The sequence below is a fragment of the Stenotrophomonas sp. TWI809 genome, from assembly GCF_039673205.1.
Taxonomy (GTDB): domain Bacteria; phylum Pseudomonadota; class Gammaproteobacteria; order Xanthomonadales; family Xanthomonadaceae; genus Stenotrophomonas.
In genome coordinates, this window is sequence record NZ_JBDJLE010000012.1 from 64,189 (window position 1) to 82,773 (window position 18,585).

General features: G+C 67.4%; 14 protein-coding genes. 2 read left to right on the forward strand and 12 right to left on the reverse strand.

Translation table 11 applies throughout. From position 1 onward, the window contains the following. Nucleotides 1-57: 57 nt before the first annotated feature. From dld to ABE472_RS11035, 7 genes are all read right to left on the reverse strand, one after another. A complete protein-coding gene (dld, locus tag ABE472_RS11005; protein ID WP_346462538.1) occupies nucleotides 58-1,779 on the reverse strand; it encodes a D-lactate dehydrogenase in 1,722 nt (573 codons plus the stop codon). Then, nucleotides 1,776-2,936, reverse strand: coding sequence for an FMN-dependent L-lactate dehydrogenase LldD (gene lldD, locus ABE472_RS11010; RefSeq protein WP_346462540.1), 1,161 nt, complete (start codon nucleotides 2,934-2,936; stop codon nucleotides 1,776-1,778). The genes dld and lldD overlap by 4 nt, the downstream gene beginning before the upstream one ends. A 3-nt stretch (nucleotides 2,937-2,939) precedes the next feature. After that, nucleotides 2,940-3,704 (reverse strand): transcriptional regulator LldR, encoded by a 765-nt coding sequence (lldR, locus tag ABE472_RS11015; RefSeq protein ID WP_313211437.1) that lies wholly within the window; start codon nucleotides 3,702-3,704, stop codon nucleotides 2,940-2,942. Nucleotides 3,705-3,771: 67 nt separating this feature from the next. Next, nucleotides 3,772-5,430 (reverse strand): L-lactate permease, encoded by a 1,659-nt coding sequence (gene lldP / locus ABE472_RS11020; protein WP_346466186.1) that lies wholly within the window; start codon nucleotides 5,428-5,430, stop codon nucleotides 3,772-3,774. Between the two features lie 185 nt (nucleotides 5,431-5,615). Continuing rightward, the gene (locus ABE472_RS11025; protein ID WP_313211439.1) at nucleotides 5,616-6,050 is read right to left on the reverse strand and encodes a VOC family protein; all 435 of its coding nucleotides are present in this window, start codon (nucleotides 6,048-6,050) and stop codon (nucleotides 5,616-5,618) included. Beyond that, on the reverse strand, nucleotides 6,047-6,505 hold the full coding sequence (locus ABE472_RS11030) for an MgtC/SapB family protein (protein WP_313211440.1): 459 nt from the start codon (nucleotides 6,503-6,505) through the stop codon (nucleotides 6,047-6,049). Before ABE472_RS11030 ends, ABE472_RS11025 begins: the two co-directional genes overlap by 4 nt. Nucleotides 6,506-6,604: 99 nt before the next feature. Continuing rightward, complete coding sequence (locus tag ABE472_RS11035) at nucleotides 6,605-7,363, reverse strand: SDR family NAD(P)-dependent oxidoreductase (protein ID WP_346466187.1); 759 nt, start codon at nucleotides 7,361-7,363, stop codon at nucleotides 6,605-6,607. Between the two features lie 208 nt (nucleotides 7,364-7,571). Here ABE472_RS11035 and ABE472_RS11040 point away from each other — a divergent pair, with 208 nt between their 5' ends. Continuing rightward, complete coding sequence (locus tag ABE472_RS11040; protein ID WP_313211443.1) at nucleotides 7,572-8,666, forward strand: alkene reductase; 1,095 nt, start codon at nucleotides 7,572-7,574, stop codon at nucleotides 8,664-8,666. Nucleotides 8,667-8,677: 11 nt separating this feature from the next. Here ABE472_RS11040 and ABE472_RS11045 read toward each other — a convergent pair whose 3' ends face one another. From ABE472_RS11045 to ABE472_RS11060, 4 genes are all read right to left on the reverse strand, one after another. Then, nucleotides 8,678-10,546, reverse strand: coding sequence for a hypothetical protein (locus ABE472_RS11045; RefSeq protein ID WP_346466188.1), 1,869 nt, complete (start codon nucleotides 10,544-10,546; stop codon nucleotides 8,678-8,680). A 121-nt stretch (nucleotides 10,547-10,667) separates the two neighbouring features. Continuing rightward, on the reverse strand, nucleotides 10,668-12,563 hold the full coding sequence (locus ABE472_RS11050; protein ID WP_346466189.1) for a CocE/NonD family hydrolase: 1,896 nt from the start codon (nucleotides 12,561-12,563) through the stop codon (nucleotides 10,668-10,670). A 98-nt stretch (nucleotides 12,564-12,661) separates the two neighbouring features. Next, nucleotides 12,662-13,057: a hypothetical protein gene (locus ABE472_RS11055; protein ID WP_313212394.1), complete on the reverse strand. Its 396-nt coding sequence runs from the start codon at nucleotides 13,055-13,057 to the stop codon at nucleotides 12,662-12,664. After that, on the reverse strand, nucleotides 13,054-14,409 hold the full coding sequence (locus ABE472_RS11060) for an MFS transporter (protein WP_313218598.1): 1,356 nt from the start codon (nucleotides 14,407-14,409) through the stop codon (nucleotides 13,054-13,056). Before ABE472_RS11060 ends, ABE472_RS11055 begins: the two co-directional genes overlap by 4 nt. Before the next feature lie 106 nt (nucleotides 14,410-14,515). Between ABE472_RS11060 and ABE472_RS11065 the strand changes: the two genes are divergently transcribed. Next, nucleotides 14,516-15,412 carry a LysR family transcriptional regulator gene (locus ABE472_RS11065; protein WP_313218599.1) on the forward strand — a complete coding sequence of 299 codons (897 nt, stop codon included), beginning with the start codon at nucleotides 14,516-14,518 and terminating at the stop codon, nucleotides 15,410-15,412. A gap of 100 nt (nucleotides 15,413-15,512) precedes the next feature. Here ABE472_RS11065 and ABE472_RS11070 read toward each other — a convergent pair whose 3' ends face one another. Continuing rightward, nucleotides 15,513-18,332, reverse strand: a complete 2,820-nt coding sequence (locus tag ABE472_RS11070) for a glycoside hydrolase family 3 C-terminal domain-containing protein (RefSeq protein ID WP_346462549.1) — start codon at nucleotides 18,330-18,332, stop codon at nucleotides 15,513-15,515. Nucleotides 18,333-18,585: the final 253 nt, after the last annotated feature.

Consider the following 18,585-nt stretch of genomic DNA (forward strand, 5'->3'; position numbering starts at 1 on the left):
CATGGGTGGCTGCCCTGAAACCCGCGATACGCCGGCACAGCCACCCATGGGGTGGCTCTACCCGTGGGTGGTGCAGTCGCAGCTGCCCCATCCGCGCGTCTTCGCGGTCTGGCCGATGCCCGGATTGAACGTATTGCTCGGATCCAGCTGCTGATAGAACGCCGCCAGCGGCGGCTTGGCCGGATATAGATGGCCGACGTTGTGTTCGGCTGGATACTCGGCACCGCGTGCATCCAGCAGCGTCCACATCGCGTGCTCGATGGCTAGCGGATCCTCGCCCTTGCGCACGATGTAGTCCTGATGGAACACATGGCACAGGAAGTGCCCGTAATACAGTTTGCCAGCCAGGCGTGCGTCGAGTTCCGCCGGCAGGTGTTCCACCCACTGGCGGTCGTCGCGTCGCAGTGCCACGTCCAGGGCCACGATGTCTGCGACCTCGCCGCGGTGCACTTCGCGATAACGCACGGCCGCGCCGGCCACGGCGAAGCGATGCAGGAACGCCTTGCGCCCCTCCTCGGCCGTGCACTGGAAGAAGTCGCCCTCGCCATCAGCGAAGTGAGTGCGCAGGAAGGTTTCGGTTGCGGCGGCATCCTCCGCCGAGACCTTGAGCAGCAGATGGTGCTCGTAACGGTCACGGAACTGGCCCATGCGCGTGGGCAGATGGCGTGGCAGGCAGCGCATCGCCCACTGGATCACCCGGTCGGTGACCCCGCGCAGGCCCAGGCTTTCGAACCAGCCATCGACGCGGCTTTTCAGCGCGAACGCGGCCGGCACCCGGGCCGTACCGAAGCGATCGATGAGCAGGAAGGTGTCCTTGCCATAGCGCTCGCCGATGTCATACGCCTCGCGGTGCAGGTACTCGCCGGAGATCGGCAGGCGTTCGAACGCGGTCAGCAGATGGCGGCGGATCGCGGTCAGATCCTCCATCGCGTTGCTGCCGATGTAGAACACCTCAGCCGGCTCGCGCGCGAAGGTATCCAGCCGCACCGCGAACACCGCCAGCTTGCCGGCCGAGCCGGAGGCCTCGTAGTGGCGGGAAGGATCGGCGTTGTAGCGGGCCGGCGTGGCCGCATCGACCTGGCGCACCTGCTCGGCATACCGCGGGTCGGAGGCGGCGCGGTCGTTGCCGTTGTCCACGTCGGCCGGCACGTAGTCGCCGCGCTGCAGCCGCTCCAGGATCTGCTCGGGGGTGTCGCCCAGCGCGATGCCGAGATGATTGACCAGCTGCAGCTGGCCGTGGGCATCGACCTGGGCGAACAACGCCATCTCGGTATAAGCCGGGCCGCGCCGCACCAGCGAGCCGCCGGAGTTGTTGCAGACCCCGCCCAGCACCGAGGCACCGATGCACGACGAGCCGATCACCGAGTGCGGTTCGCGGCCCAGCGGCGCCAGTTCCTTCTCCAGCCGGTCCAACGTCGCCCCGGGCAGGCAGACCACCTGGCGGCCCGCGTTGATCAGCTGCACGCCGGTCAGGCGCAGCGTGTTGAGGATGACCACCGGGCGGTCATAGTCGGCACCATCCGGCGTGGAACCGCCGGTGAGGCCGGTGTTGGCCGCCTGCATGATCACGATCGCGTTGGCCGCCACGATGGCCTGCAGGGCGCGCCACTGTTCCAGCAGCGTGCCCGGGCGGACCACCGCCAGCACGGGGCCATCGCCGAAACGGTAGCCCTTGCGGAAGCGCCGGGTCGGCTTGTCGCCGCACAGCACGTGTGCATCGCCGACGATCGCGCGCAGCTGCGCCAGCAGCGCTGCCGTGCCCTGGGATGGGGCGTTCATGGCGCCGCCGCGAGGCGACGCGTGGCGTCCACCAGCGAATCGGCACTGATATCGGCGATGGTCTTCGCGCCGGTGAGCGTCATCGCAACGCGCATTTCCTTGGCCATCAGGTCCAACAGGTTGGCTACGCCGGCCTCGCCCTGCGCCGCGAGCGCATACACGAACGCCCGGCCAAGCAGCACGCTGTCTGCGCCGAGGGCAATCATGCGGACCACGTCCAGGCCGTTGCGGATGCCGGAGTCAGCCAGGATCTTCAGCTCTCCCTTGACCGCATCGGCGATCGCTGGCAGCGCCCGCGCGGTGGACAGCACCCCGTCCAGCTGGCGACCGCCGTGGTTGGAGACCACGATGCCGTCGGCGCCGAACCGCACCGCATCGCGCGCATCGTCCGGATCGAGGATGCCCTTGATCACCATCGGGCCGGTCCAGAACTCGCGGATCCATTCCAGGTCCTTCCACGAAATGGACGGATCGAAGTTGTTGCCCAGCCAGCCGATGTAATCGGCCAAGCCGGTCGGGCTGCCACGGTAGGTGGAGATGTTGCCCAGGTCATGCGGGCGGCCGAACAGGCCGACGTCCCACGCCCAGCGCGGGTGGGTCATCGCCTGCAGCATGCGCCGCGCCGGCGCGTTCGGGCCACTCATGCCCGAATGCGCATCGCGGTAACGTGCGCCCGGCGTCGGCATGTCCACGGTGAACACCAGCGTGGTCACGCCGGCCGCCTTGGCCCGCTCCAGCGCATTGCGCATGAAGCCGCGGTCCTTGAGCACATACAGCTGGAACCACATCGGCCGGTCGATCGCTGGCGCCACTTCCTCGATCGGGCAGACCGAGACGGTGGACAGCGTGAACGGAATCCCCCGGCTCGCCGCCGCCCGCGCCGCCTGCACTTCACCGCGGCGCGCGTACATGCCGGTCAGCCCGACCGGCGCCAACGCCACCGGCATCGCCAGGCGTTCGCCGAACAGCGTCGTTTCCAGGCTCAGATCGGACATGTTGCGCAGGATGCGCTGGCGCAGCGCGATGTCCGACAGATCCGCGACATTGCGTTTCAGGGTGTGCTCGGCATACGCGCCGCCATCGATGTAGTGGAACAGGAACGGCGGCAGGCGGCGTTGCGCCGCTGCGCGGTAATCGGTGGAGGCGGAGATGATCATGGGTCAACCGTGGGAAGAAGGAAGCCGCGACGCGCGGGCGCGCCGGGCTTCGTTGTCGTCGAGCGTGCGCAGGGACGTGTGCACGAATTCCAGGTGCGCGTGCGCGGCGGCACGCGCGCGTTCGGGGTCACCGGAGAGCACCCCCTCCATCATCTCGCGGTGCTGGACCGACAGCGGCTCAAAGGTGCGGGCCGAGGTATAGAGCTTCTCGCGGCTCTGCGAGATGTTGGTCTGCAGCAGTTCGAACAGGCCGCGCATGACCTGCAGCAGCACCAGGTTGTGCGAGGCCTCGGCGATGGCCAGGTGGAAGGCCGCATCGGCCCGTGCCTCACCGGCGGGGTCGTCCTTGCCGTGCGCGGCCATCATGGTGTCGAAGGCCTGGCGGATCTTGGCGCGGTCCTCGTCGGTGGCGCGCAAGGCCGCATGCCAGGCGGTCGCCCCTTCCAGTGCATGGCGGATCTCCAGCACATCGAAGCGGTATTCCGGGTCACCCTGGAACAGCGGCAGGTACGGCATCAACGGCTCATCGATGGTCTGGCGGGCGCGGGCCGCCGGCTCGCTCACGTAGGTGCCGCCGCCGACCCGTGCACTCAGCAGGCCCTGGCTGGCCAGCTGCGCGATCGCTTCGCGCAGCGCGGTGCGCGAGACCCCCAGCTGCACCGCCAGTGGCCGCTCGGCCGGCAACCGGTCGCCCGGCTGCAGGTTCTGCTCACGGATCAGGCCACGCAGCTGCGCGGCCACCTTGTCGGACAGGCGTTCGTTCTTCATGCCGCCATTGTCGCCCGCGTGGCGGGCGATGGGGTCGATGCCAGTGGCCGGACTGCCGCGCATGGGCTCAGGGAATCATCCAGGTCAGCCAGTAGGCCTGCACCGTGGTGAGGATGCCGACCATCACGGTGAAGATCAGGCTGTGCTTGACCGTGAAGCGGAACAGGTCCGATTCCCTGCCGGCCAGGCCGACCGCCGCGCAGGCAATCGCGATCGACTGCGGCGAGATCATCTTGCCGGTGACCCCGCCGGTGGTGTTGGCCGCGACCAGCAGCACTTCGGACACGCCGATCTGCTGGGCCGTGGTCGCCTGCAGCGCCGAGAACAGCGCATTGGACGAGGTGTCCGACCCGGTCAGGAACACGCCCAGCCAGCCCAGGAACGGCGAGAAGAAGGTGAAGGCCTTGCCGGTGTGCGCCAGGGCCAGTGCCAGCGTCGCCGACAGCCCGGAGTAGTTGGCGATGAAGGCAAACGCCAGCACCATGCCGATGGAGTAGATCGGGACCTTGAGTTCATTGGCGGTTTCAGCGAAGGTGCGCAGCGCCGCGGCCGGGCGCATCTTCAGCAGCACGATCGCGATGACCGCACCCAGCATGATCGCCGTGCCGGTCGCCGAGACCGCATCGAACCTGTAGATCGCCTCGTACCCGGTCGGCACCGGCACGATCGGCGGCATCTTCTGTACCAGCTGATCCAGCGACGGCACCGGAATCTTCAGCACCCAGTGCTCCAGCGCGCCACCGGCGGCGAACAGCGCTTTGAATGGCGGGATGCTCCAGATCGTGACCATGGCGGTCAGGATCAGGAACGGCGACCACGCCTTGACGATCTGGCCGGTGGAATGCCGCGGCGCTTCCAGGGCCTGGGCCGCGGCTTCGGCGCTGGTTTGGGTATCGAAGCGGAAGATCCGCACCGGCTTCCACCTGCGCAGGAACAGGGTCAGGCACACCAGCGAGGTCAGCGAGGCGGTGATGTCCGGCAGCTCGGGGCCGATGAAGTTGGAGGTCAGGTACTGGGCGATTGCGAACGAACCGCCGGCCACCAGCACCGCCGGCCAGGTTTCCTTGACACCGCGCCAGCCATCCATGATCGCCATGATCCAGAACAGCACGATGAGGGTCAGGAACGGCAGCTGGCGCCCGGCCATCTGGCCGATCTCGAAGGTGTCCAGTCCGGTCACCTGCCCGGCCACGATGATCGGAATGCCCATCGCGCCGAACGCCACCGGCGCGGTGTTGACGATCAGGCACAGGCCGGCCGCATACAGCGGCTTGAAGCCCAACCCGACCAGTAGCGCGGCGGTGATCGCCACCGGCGCACCGAAGCCGGCCGCCCCTTCCAGGAACGCGCCGAACGCGAAGCCGACCATCAGCATCTGCAGGCGCTGGTCTTCGGTGACCGAGAGGATCGAGGCGCGGATGATGTCGAACTGGCCGGTCTTGACCGAGACCTTGTACAGGAACACCGCGCCGAGAATGATCCAGGCAATCGGCCACAGGCCATAGACGAAGCCATACCCGGCCGCCGCGAATGCCTGCGACAGCGGCATCCGGTAGAACAGCAGGGCGACCGCCAACGCGATCGCCACGGTGATCGTGCCGGCCAGCCACCCCTTCATGCGCAGCACGGCCAGCGCGACGAAGAAGAAGGCGATCGGCAGCAGCGCGATCAGGCTCGACAGCCAGAGGTTGCCAGCGGGGTCATACAGTTGTTGCCAGGCCTGCATCGGCGGATCTCATCAAGACGGACAGGGGTCCGCGCGGTCAGCACCGCGCGAACCAAGAACGCTCAACGACGACCATTGGTAGTACCAATATTCATGCCAGTCGTTGAAACTGCCCGCATTGAAACGCCAAACGCAGGGCGAGCCTATTAGACCATAGGTCTAGGCCCGCCTATTGGTAGTACCACTTAACAGCCGCAGTCGTTCGAGCGGCCTTTGAGCTCGACCGAGTTGCCATCCGGATCGCGCAGGCGCAGCGACAGACCGTCACCCTCCGCGCCGTAGTTGCGCTCGGCCGGTCCACTCAGGACCACGTTCAGCCCCTGCAGATGCGCGCGCACCTGTTCGGCGTCGAACGGCTCCACGCGCAGGCAGACATGCTCGACATTGCGTCCTTCCCGCCCAGGTGCTGCGCCACCTTCGCGCCCCAGCGGGCCGTCGACACTGATCAGATCGATCAGCGATTCGCCGGCATGCAGATGCACCATGCCCAACGAGGGCCGCTCGCGGGCGACCGTGCAGCCCAGGACGTCGCAGTAAAAGCGCACCGCGCGTGGGAGATCCTGCACGCGCAGCACCACATGGTCGATGCGCTGGATCTCGAAGGGACGTTCACTGCTCATGACGACTCCAGTTTTTTAGCGATACGGCTGAACACCACCAGCACGATCAGGCACAACACACTCACCCCGATAGCGATCACGTACTCACCGATGCCGACCGCGATACCGATCGCCGCGGCCATGATCAGTGAGCTGGCGGTGGTCAGGCCGCTGACCTGATCGTCGCGCGAACCGCGCAGGATCGTACCGGCGGCGACAAAGCCGACGCAGGCCACCACGGCTTCGATGAGACGGACCGGATCGACCTGCAGCAGGTCGCGGTAGCGCTCTTCCTGGAAGTGCTCGGCAATGCTGTCACCCAGCCCGACAATGAGGGCGGCAGCACCGGCGATCAGCATGTGCGTGCGCAGCCCGGCCGCATGCTTGCCCATCTCCCGCTCGATCCCAAGCGTGGCGCCGAGCAGCATTGCCACGGCGATCCGCAGCAGGATTGATAGATCTTGTTCCAGTCCCATCTGCACCTCTCATCCGGCAATGGACGGAGCGTCGCAGACAAGGGCGTCTGAGGACCGTGAAGCCAACGGCAGGCCCCGGTGAGCCTGCCGTCGCGGGGCTTACTGCGCCAGGTACCCGCCATCGATGGCGTAGTACGTGCCGGTCGCAAAGCTGGCGTCCGCACTGGCCAGCCAGGCCACCAGCGCAGCGACTTCCTCCGGCGTGCCGAGCCGGCCGAGCGCGTGCTTGCTCTCCAGCGCCTGCTTCACCTTCGGGTCCATCTTGTCGAGCAACGGCGTGGCGATGAAACCGGGGCCCACGGCGTTGATGCGGATCTTGTCTGCGGCGTGTTCCCACGCGGCCGTCTGGGTCAGCCCGACCACACCGTGCTTGGCAGCCGCGTAGGCGGAGGAGTTGCCGAACCCCACCTGGCCCAGAATCGAGGCCATATTGATGATGCTGCCCCCGTTTCCCGCGCTGCGCATTGCCTGGATCTGCGCCCGCTGGCACAGGAACACGCTGTTGAGATTGACGTCGATGACGTTCTTCCAGCCGTCCACCGGGTAGTCGCCGCTGGCCGCCGACGGCCCGCCGATACCCGCGTTGTTCACTGCGATATCCAGCCCGCCGAGTTCCTCGACGGTCTGCTTCACGGCCGCTTCAACGGCGCTCTCGTCGGTGACGTTCAAGGCGATGCCGATCGACTTCACGCCTTTCCTGCGCAGCGCCTCGGCAGTCTTCTCGACGGCATCGGCCTTGAGATCCCAGACCGCCACCGCCGCGCCGGAATCGGCCAGCAGTTCGGCCACGGCCAGGCCGATGCCGGAGACGCCGCCGGTGACAATGGCGACCTTTCCCTTGAGTTGATAATCAATCATCGCGTTGTTCCTCGGGTTGGAATAAGGCTGCGGGCAGTGCCTGCCCATGCGTCGACCATACGCCGCGAAAACGTTACAGAACGTGCACAGCGTGCTCCGCAACAATCCTTCCCATCGCTGCAACGCACCTGCGCCTATGCTCGGGGTCGTACGCCTGCCTCCCTTCTTTCAGCGGCCGATGGCGGTCGCCCTCCCCCAAGGTAAACCCATGACAGACTCCAATGACGGCCAGTTGTTCTCCCCCACCCGTCTGGGGGCCATCGACGTCGCCAACCGCGTCGCGATGGCACCGCTGACACGCAACCGCGCGATCCACGACCGCATCCCCAATCCGCTCGCCATCCAGTACTACGAGCAGCGCGCCAGCGCCGGCCTGATCATCGCCGAGGCCACCCAGATCAGCCCGATGGGCCAGGGCTATCTCGACACGCCCGGCATCTACAGCCAGGCCCAGATCGACGCCTGGAAGAAGGTCACCGATGCGGTGCATGCACGCGGCGGCAAGATCGTGCTGCAGCTGTGGCACGTCGGCCGCATCTCGCATACCAGCCTGCTGCCCGAGGGCGAGGTCCCGGTGGCACCGAGTGCCCTGCGTGCCAACACCAAAACGTTCACGGCCAAGGGCTTTGAAGCGGTCTCCGAACCACGTGCCCTGCGCCTGGACGAGATTCCCGGCCTGATCCAGGACTTCCGCCAGGCCGCGCGCAACGCGATCACCGCCGGTTTCGACGGCGTGGAAGTGCATGCCGCCAACGGCTACCTGATCGATCAGTTCCTGCGCGATGGCAGTAACCAGCGCACCGACGACTACGGTGGCAGCATCGAGAACCGCACCCGTCTGCTGGAGGAAGTGGTCCGCGCGATCGTCTCGGAAATCGGCGCCGACCGCACCGGTGTGCGCCTGTCGCCGGTGACACCGGCCAACGACGCTGCCGATTCCAACCCGCAACCGCTGTTCGAACGCGCCGTCGAACGCCTGGATGCCATCGGCCCGCTGGCCTTCATCCATGTGATCGAAGGGGCGACCGGTGGCCCGCGTGACAACATCGCCTTCGACTATGCCGCCCTGCGCGCCAAGTTCAAGGGGGCCTGGATCGCCAACAACGGCTATGACCAGGCACGCGCGGAAGCGGCCGTGGCGTCGGGCTATGCCGACATGATCGCGTTCGGCCGCCCCTTCATCGCCAACCCGGATCTGGTCGAGCGCTTCCGTCTCGGCGTAGCGCTGTCCGACCTGGACCAGGACACGCTGTACGGCGGCGGTGCGCACGGCTATACCGACTACCCCAGCGTTTCAGGCTGATCCGCGCGCGGTCACCGGTCGCGCATCGCATCGGTCACATCGCCGCCGGCAAGCACCGGCAGCAGCGCCCGGGGCAGCGTGCAGGGGCGCGTGGGCACACTGTCCACGCGCCACCCGCGCCCGAGCAGGATGCCCTTCCCCTTCGAGGGCGGGCCATTGCCGGGTGCCGGACAGCTGATGTCACTGAGCAGCACCTGTCCGTCGCGATCCAGCCATTGCTGGACGAAGTACTCACCCTCGGCAAAGCGCATGGTGCCGAGATTCAACAGCGTCAGCGGCTGACTCTCCACGTCCCCTTCCCAGCTGGACTGCAGTTCCACGCCGCTGAACAGCAGGCGTCGTCGCAGCACCTGATGGTTGGCATCCAGCAGGACCAGTTCCTCATCGCCCCCGTCCAGATAGCGGCGCGTCCAGGTGCGGTCCGCGCCCCAGGGCAGGATATCGAAGCTCTCCGGCGGCGCCGGTTCGCTGCCATCGGCCAGCACCATGCCCAGCTTTCCGTCCCGGCGGAATACCACCCGGCTACCGTCCATGCGCACCACATCGTCGACGGGACGACCCACGATACGGCCACGCTCGAGGTTGTACAGGTGCTTGACGCCGGCGGCCTGATCCCGGAGCAACAGCAACGGCGGAGTGACGTGGTTTTCGTCGATGGCCATGTCGGCAGGCACCGTGTAGGCCGTGCGTCCATCCCACCACAGGCGCGGTGAGGATTCGCTGCCAAACCTGCCGAGCAATCCAGTGCCGACGGCGTCGAACCGGGTCACGTCTGAAGGCGCGAACACGACCTCGCCATGGCAGTCCAGCACCGCTGCGGTCTCGGTCTGGGTGGGATGGCGCACGCGCCACGGCGGTGCCTGCCGCTGTTCGGCATCGGGTTCGTCGAGCACCGCTGCCAGTGCGGCCGGGGCGGCGGTGGGCGGGTGGGCGCCCTCCTTGTCCAGCACCTGCCAGCGGCCACCGCAGTAGTCCAGGCGGACGGTGCCACGCTGCGCGGCAAAGTGTCCGTCGGCCATCAGCCAGCCGGGCTCGGGCGTGTCGTCGGCGCTGCCGGTAGCGTGCCGATAGACCTGCTCGGGCCAGTCGCGCCGGCCTGCGGTACCGCCGTACTGTCGGTAGCGGGGATACAGGCCATCCTGCCGATAGCGGGCGATGTCCGTCGCCCTGCCCTGTGCATCCACCCGCCGCCACAGCTCGCCCTGACGCAGCCACCAGCCACCGTCGCTAACCGGCAACAGCGCGTCGATGTCATCGGAAAACACCGTCGTGCCGTTTTCATCCCGCACCTCGCAGTGCTCAGGCACCTGGACACTGCAAGCAACATACACGTGGCGGCCGGCGAAGGGCCCGGCCACCCACTGGACCTGTCGCTCGTCCAGTTCCATGACCGGGCGCCCCTGCAGGTCATGGAAACGCAGCGGACCACTGCGTGCGTTCCACAGCACGCGATCGGGCACCGCCAACGGCAGCCATTCGCCATCCTTCAGTGCCGGCAGGCGCACCTGCCCCAGCGCATCCACCACACCCCGGCCACCGACCGCCTCACCATCCGCCTGGATGAACGCCTCCCACACAGGATCACCGGGTGGGGCCTGCCGCAGCACGAACCGTTCGTGGTACTCGGTGTAGCCGCGGTCCTCGCGCAGCAGGCGTCCTGCATCGTCGTACCACTGCTGCGGCGTAGTGGGGCCCTGCGCGCGCATCCAGCGGTCGGCGGACAGCCGATGCATGCGCGCACCATTGGGGGGCACCAGCAGACGGCCATCGACGGACACCAGCGCCTCAGCGCCGAAACTGTTGCCCAGCACGGTGAACGACTGGGCGGGCGCGCCGCCTGCCAGCGACATCAGCGCGCCGACCACGAACATCCTTTTCATCGGTCATATCAGGAAAAGCGGAGCTGCACGCTACCGCCTGTCCACGGACGATGCAATGCAACCGGAGCGGCCCGCACGCGGCGTGCCAGCGCAGCCGCGTGGGAAAGCAGGCTGTGTCCGCTCAGTACACCGGCAATGAAATGAAACTGGCCTGCTGCGGCGCGTGCCAGATCTGCTGCGTCGCCTTCTGGTAATCGCCCGGCTTGGCCAGGTAGATATTCGGCACGAACGTCTGCGGATTGCGGTCATACAGCGGGAACAGGCTCGACTGCACCTGCACCATCACCCGATGGCCCGGCTGGAACACATGGTTCACCGTTGGCAGACCGAATCTATAGTCCAGCACCTGGTTGCTCGCGATCGCCTTCGGGTCGCTGAAGCTCTCGCGGTACCGGCCACGGAAGATCGCCATCGAGACCGACAGCTCGTACCCGCCCATCTCGGGCGTCGACGGCGTCTGGTCGGGATACACATCGATCAGCTTCACCACCCAGTCGCTGTCGCTGCCACTCGTCGCCGCCTGCAGATTGACCTGCGGCGCACCACCGATCCGCAGCGGCTCGGTCAAGGGCTCACTGACGAAGGTCAGCACGTCCGGCCGGCCGTCCACGAAGCGCTGATCCTTCACCAACCAGCTCGTCCACATATCGCGGTCAGCGAACCGCACCGGGCGCGGCACGAACGGCACCGGCTTGGCTGGATCGGACACATACGCCTCGAACGTCGCCTCTCCCGCCTGCGGTGCTTCGAAGGACAGTTTGCCGCCCGCGCGCAGATACAGCGGCCTGGATTGGGCCACGCTGCGCGGCCACTGCTGCAGCTTGTCCCACTGGTTTTCGCCGGTGTTGTAGATCAGTACCGGCGGCGTCTGCGCCTTGGGGGCGCCATCCACGAGGTACTGATCGAAGAACGGCTTGAGCACATCGCGGCGGAACTGCAGCGCGGTGTCGCCGTCGAACTTCAACGACCCCAGGCTGCTGCCGTCATAGTTGACCTGGCTGTGCCGCCACGGCCCCATCACCAGATAGTTCAGCGTGTTGCCGGTGTCACGCGGCTCCATCGCCGCATAGCTGTGCACCGCGCCCCACATGTCTTCCTGGTCCCACAGCCCCTGCAGCCACATGGTGGGTACCTTCAACTCGGTCTTGGCCATGCGCGCGTCCAGCGCCTGCTCCTGCCAGAACGCGTCGTAGGCCGGGTGTTCGATCAGCTTGTGCCACCACGGCAACTGATCCAGGCCATTGGCCTTGGCGTAGTCCCCGGCCGAGCCGGCGCGCAGGAAGGTCGTGTAGTCGTCGTAGCCCACGCTGGGAATCGACGGCCCCTTGCCGCGCTTGGCCAGCTGACCGGTGAAATAGCCGAAATTGACCTGCCGGAACGCACCGTAGTTGAGCCAGTCATCGCCCATCCAGCCATCGATCATCGGGCTCTGCGGCGCGGCCACCTTCAATGCCGGGTGCGGGTTGGTCAGCGCCATCACCACGGTGAAACCCTCATAGGACGAGCCCAGCATGCCGACCTTGCCGTTGCTTTCGGGCACATGCTTGACCAGCCAATCGATGGTGTCCCATGCGTCGGTCGCGTGGTCCACCTTCGTGGCGTTGAGCGGCCCGCGCAACGGCCGGGTCATCACATAATCGCCCTCGGAGCCGTACTTGCCGCGGATGTCCTGGAACACCCGGATGTAACCGCCATCAACGAACACCTCATCCCCCTGCGGCAGGATGTCGCGCATGTTCGGCGAATCCATGCGCTTGGCACGGTTGGCGGCATCGTACGGGGTACGGGTCAGCAGGATCGGCGCGTTCCTGGCGCCCTTGGGCACCACGATCACCGTGTAGAGTTTCGTTCCGTCACGCATCGGCACCATCACCACGCGCTTGTCGTAGTTGTCCTGCGCCGTGGGCGTCACGAAGCCCTTGGCGGGAATGTCCGGGGTCATCGGCGAGGTCTGCGCCGACACAGTGGCCGCAACCATCAGACTCAACAACGCAACTGGCAATACACGCACACGCATGGGGCTCTCCCGGCAGTGATGGCAACTCCCGCAGCCTAGCGCCGCAGGCGCGGCCCCGGTAGATGCCGATCGGCCTGTTCCGTGGCCGTTTCGCGCATTCAGCTGCCAACCACCGTTTCGTGCAAAGCCTGCCAGCGCAGCGTGCCGTCCGGGCGGCTCACGAGGACAGCCAAGGCCTCACGTCGATGGCCGGTGCCATCCGCACCGATCTGATCCTCGCGATAGCGCACCGCGCAGGCGGCTGGCGCGAGCGGCAGGTACTGCAGTGCATCGACCGTGATCCGCAACCCGGGCCGGCTGCCATGGGCGGCGGCGAAGAAGCCGGCCAGCGCGGGCGTGTCCAGGCGGACGCCACGGATCCCGACCATGCTGAAGTCCTCGCTGAAGTGGGCCAGCAGTGTGTGCAACGCAGCCACCGGCGAGCGCCCGGTGAACCAGTCTTCGATCAGCACATGCAGGTCATGGATCTCGTTGAAGGCAAGCGTGTCATTCATGGGGAGGTTCTCAAGGCAAGGGAAGACGCCGGCAGGCGCCATAGCAGAAGCATCGGCAGCAGGCTCATGGCCGCCGCCAGCATCAGGGTGAGCGGGAACGCGTGCGCTGGCAGCACGGACGACAGCACTGCCAGCACACAGGCCAGCAGCGCGGCGGCCAGACAGAAACTGAGTTGACGGTTGAGATTCCACAGCGCACTGCCCGGCAGCAGCTCCGCGTCCGCCAGCCTCTGGAACGCGAGCGTCTGTGCGCTGCTGCTGCACAGGCTCCCGCCCAGGCCCATCAGTGCGAAGGCCAGCACCGGCAGCCACGGCTGGCTGGCCTGTATGCCGATCAACAGCGCGATGCCGACCGCCTGGCATCCCATGCCGGCCGTCAACAGCGGGCGCGCCCCGATGCGTGGCAGCCAGTGTCGTGTGGTGGCGATGGCGCAGGCCGAGGCGATCGCCCACGGCAGCATGAAGCCGCCGATGGCCGCGGCGCCGTAGCCCTGGCGATGCAGCAGCAGCGTGGCCACCAGCTGGGTGCCGATGAACGTACCGGGCACCAGCAGATAGACCAGCATCGCCAGCCGCAGCGAGGCATGCCGCAGCAGCGACCACTGCAGGACCGGATGATCCGTACGGCGTGCACTGCGGGCATACAACGCCAGCACCAGGGTGGCGACCACGAGCAGGCCCGCGCCCAGCATCCACTGCCCCGGCTCTGCCAGCAGGCTCAGCGCGACCAGCAACACGCTCAGGCCCAGTGAGCCGAGCAACAGCCCGCGACGGTCCAGCGCAGGTACGGCCACCGGCGCACGCGGGCGTACCCACGCGGCCGCCAGCGCGAAGGCCACCATGGCCAGCGGCACACTGACCAGCAGCACGCCGCGCCATGAGCCCCACTCCACCAGCACACCGCCCAGTGTGGGCGACAGCGCCGGCACCAGCAGCGCCACCGCCATGATGCGGGCGGTCAGGCGCGCGCGGTCGGCCGGTGGGCATTCGCGGTAGGCCATCGCCTGCCCGACCGGAATCAGCAGTCCGCCGCCCAGCCCCTGCAGCAGCCGCCAGCCGATCAGCCCCTCGATGCTGGCCGCGGTGCCCGCCAGTACCGCGCCCACCGTGAACAACGCCAGCGAGACGCACAGCACCCGGCGTTCGCCAAGACGCGCCGCCAGCCAGCTGCCCAGCGGAATGACCAGGGTCAGACCAAGCATGTAGGCATTGCCGATCCACGCCAGCTGGGGCACGGACGCGTGCAGCTCGGTGGCGATGGCCGGATACGCGACGGTACCGATGAACATGTTCACCAGGTCCAGCGAGAATCCCAGCAGGTACAACGTTTCCACCCTGGCCCGGTATGTCATGCGGCGCTCCGATTGCGAGGCGGCAGCATGCGCGTTGGCGGCGGCTGGATATACAGGCAACCGGATGCAAGACTGTCAAACCTTTTTTGACAGTCAGAGCGCCGCCATGGTCAGCCTGGACCGCTTCGAGACCTTCAAGGCGATTGTCGACGCCGGCAGCCTGACCGCTGCCGCGCAGCGCCTCGGCCAGAGCCGCGCCGTGGTGAGCTTCAACCTCAAGCGACTGGAACAGGAACTGGGCGTGACGCTGCTGGTGCGCAATACGCGCAGCCTGGCGCTGACCGAGGCCGGCGAACGCTTTTACCAGCACTGCACTGCCCTGTTGACGACTGCCGAGCTGGCGATCGAGGAGGCACGCAGCGAACAGCTGCAGCTGCGTGGCACGCTGCGGCTGACCACCACGCCGGAGTATGCGATCGCCCGGGTCGTGCCGGTGCTGGAATCATTCCGCGCCCTGCATCCGGAGCTGCGCCTGCACCTGTCCACCTCACCGGCGCCGGCGGACCTGATTCCCGAGCGGTTCGATCTGGCGATCCGGTTGGGGCGCCTGCAGGACTCGCAGCTGCGCGCGACCCTGCTGGACGAACACGCGCTGTGCGCGGTCGCCGCGCCGTCGTTGTTGTCCACGCTGCCCGATGATGCCGCGCGCGATGACCCGGACTGGATCCGCACGCTGCCACGATTGGGGTATCCGCGCCTGGCGGATCTACCGCTGGTGGCGCCCGATGGCAGCGACCAGGTGTTTGCCTGCAACCCCGCCCATGCGGTGGTTACGGTCGACAACGCATCCACGCTGCGCGCCTTCGCGCTGGCCGGGGCCGGCGCGACCGTGTTGCCGCAGTGGTTGATCGATGACGATCTGGCGCAGGGCCGGCTGCTGCCGATCCTGCGCCGTCATCGCTTCCCGCGCCAGGGCGTATATGCGGTGTTTCCGAACACCGCCCAGCCCTCGCGCCGGGTCCGGCTGCTGCTGGCGCACCTGCGCGAGCACCTGCCGGGGTGAGCGGTGGCACGACCACCGGTCGTGCCCTACCCCGCAACGCGCGTTGCGTCCGATCCGCGGCCGGTACCGCCCGTGGGTCGGTACCGGCGCGTTCGTCAGCTCAGCGGACGACCTGCTCGGCCAGCTCCAGCGGCACGCGCTGCACCGGTGCATTGGCCGCGCGCGAGAGCTGCACTTCGTACTGCCCACCGGCGATCTTCCACTGCTTGGCGGCGGTATCGAAGCTGGCCAGCGTCTTTGGCTCGGCTTCGATGCGGATCCGGCGGCTTTCGCCCGGCTGCAGCGTCACTTTCTGGAAGCCGATCAGGCGGATCGGGGTGGTGCTGCCCTGCGGCAGCTGCAGGTACAGCTGCGGCACATCCGCACCGGCGACCTTGCCGGTGTTGCGCACGTCCACGCTGGCGACCACACGCTGGCCTTCCACGACCACCTGCAGGTTGTCGTAGCCGAAGCTGGTGTAGGACAGGCCATGGCCGAACGCGTACTGCGGGGTCAGGCCCTTGGCGGCGAACCACTTGTAGCCGACGTTGGCGCCTTCGATGTCGTAATCGATGGTGTCGTCCGGCTTGTTCTTCGGGTTGAAGCCCAGGCCATTGACGTGCGGGCGCGGCAGCTGGCTGACATCGGTCGGCCAGGTCACCGGCAGGCGACCGGACGGATTGACCTTGCCGGTCAGCAGCGCGGCGATGCCTTCACCGCCCCGGATGCCCGGGTACCAGGCCTGCAGGATGGCCGGCACCTGCTGCAGCCACGGCAGCTCGACCGGACCATTGGTTTCCAGCACCACCACGGTCTTCGGGTTGGCCTTGGCCACACCGGCGATCAGCTTGTCCTGGTTGTCCGGCAGCTGCATGTGCGGCAGATCGACCGATTCGGCCGACCACTGCGTGGCGAACACGATGGCCACATCGGCGGCTGCGGCAGCGCGCGCGGCGGCGGCCACATCGCGGCCATCCACGTAATCGATGCGGGCATCCGGACGCTCGGCGCGCAGCGCTTCCAGCGGCGAGGACGGGTGGAAGATCACCGGGCCCGGCCAGGTGGTCGGCATCACGCCCGGCACCGCATTGGTGCCCCGCGCGGTCCAACCCACCATCGAAGAACCGCCGCCGCCGATCACGCCCTTGTCGGCATGGCCACCGATGATGACGATGCGCTGCACGTCCTTGCCCAGCGGCAGCAGATCATCGGCATTGCGCAGCAGCACGCTGCCTTCTTCAACGGTACGCTGCGCGGCGTGGAAGCCGGCCTCATCGTCGATCGGCTCATGCACCGGCGGCAGATCGAAATTGCCGTGCGCGAACATGGTGCGCAGGATGCGGCCGACCATGTCGTCCAGGCGCGCCTGCGGCACCACGCCACCGGCCACGGCCAGGCGCAGCGGTTCGTCGAAATAGACCGCCTTGTCGAACACTTCACCGGCCGACTGCTGGTCCAGGCCGGCCAGCGCCGCCTTGGAGCCGCTGTGCACGCCACCCCAGTCGGACATCACGAAACCGGGGAACTTCCATTCCTGCTTGAGCACCTCGTTCATGAGGTAATCGTGTTCGCAGCCGTAGGTGCCGTTGATGCGGTTGTACGAGCACATCGCCGAACCGGGCTTGCCGATGTCCATGGCGATCTCGAACGCCAGCAGGTCCGATTCGCGCATCGCCTGCTCGCCGATCTCGGCACTGTGGAAATTGCGCGAGGTCTCCATGTCGTTGAGCGCGAAGTGCTTCATCGTGGAGATGACGTGCTGGCTCTGCACGCCGCGGATCGACTCACCGACCAGCACACCGGCCAGCAGGGGATCTTCACCGGCGTATTCGAAATTGCGGCCATTGCGCGGATCGCGCTGCAGGTTGACGCTGCCGGCCAACAGGATGTTGAAGCGCTGCTGCCAGGCTTCGCGCCCCATGGTGGCACCGCCAGCGAAGGCGATGTCCGGGTTCCAGCTGGAGGCCGTGGACGGGCCGGACGGCATCGCGGTGGCGTGGTCGCCCTTGCGCAGGCCGCCCGGATTGGTCACGCCAACACCGGCATCGGCCGACTGCTGCGCCGGAATGCCCAGACGCGGGACGCCCGGCACGAAACCGGCCGAACCCACCGCGCCCTCCGGCAGCGGACCGCCATCCTTGCCCAGCCCGAAGTAGCTGTGCAGCATCTGGAACTTCTCATCCACGGTCATCTGCGCAACCAGCGCCTTGGCGCGGGCATCGGCGTTCAGGCCGGTGTCCATCCACGGCGTGTCGCCACCGACCGGCGCGGCATAGCCCAGGGTCAGCAGCGTGGCGGCGGTGGTGCCCTTCTTGCCGTCATGGGTGCGCAGCTTTATCGCCGCCGACGTGGCCGACTGGAAGCCATCGCTGAAGTAGCTTTCATTGGCTTCCAGCGCGACACGCGACGGATCGAAGCCCGCGGTGGTGGCCGCATCGGCGCTGACCGCGCCCAGCAGCACGGCCGGCGCGCCCAGGCGCGAACCGGTGACCAGCGGCGGCAGTGCCGCAGCATCGGCGGCGCTGGTGTACAGCGCGACCACGTGGCGGCCATCGTTGAGGCGCAGATAATTCAGCGACGGCTGCTCGGTGCCCGATTCGGCCTCGATCGGCAGGCGGGTGAGCACGACACTGCCGGTCTGCTGCGCGGCGGCCGGATCGGCGGTCACGAAACGATAGTGATAACCCAGCGCATCGGCCAGGCCCTGCAGTGGGTCCACGCGGTCCGCGCGGCGCTCCACGTTGCGCACGGTCACTGCATCGACCTGCAGCTGCTCCAGCTGCGCGGCGACCACGGCGGCGTCCAGGTCACCCGGGGTCTGTTCCAGGGTCAGCACGGTGAACGCGTCGGTGGTGGCGGCCGGGGCAGCAGCCCAGGCGGAAGCGCTCAGCGAGAGCGCGATGGCGGCCGTCAGGGCCAGGGGCTTTGAAATCGTTTTCATGAGCGGACGAAACACCTTTGCTTGCGCAATAAATCCAGGGAGTCTTGCCGCAGAAGGGTGCAGCGCCATGTCGGCGGGAACCACGCGCGGGCGCGCGGAACCGTTTACAACGCAAGGCGATGACGGCTACGTCCAGGCCCCTCCGCCCGTCGTGACAGCCGCACCACCCGGGAGCCCGTGACCGGCGCCCCACCCGGAAGAGTGGGCGAGCGTGTTCATGCCTGTCAACAGGATGCTTACATTTGAGACACCG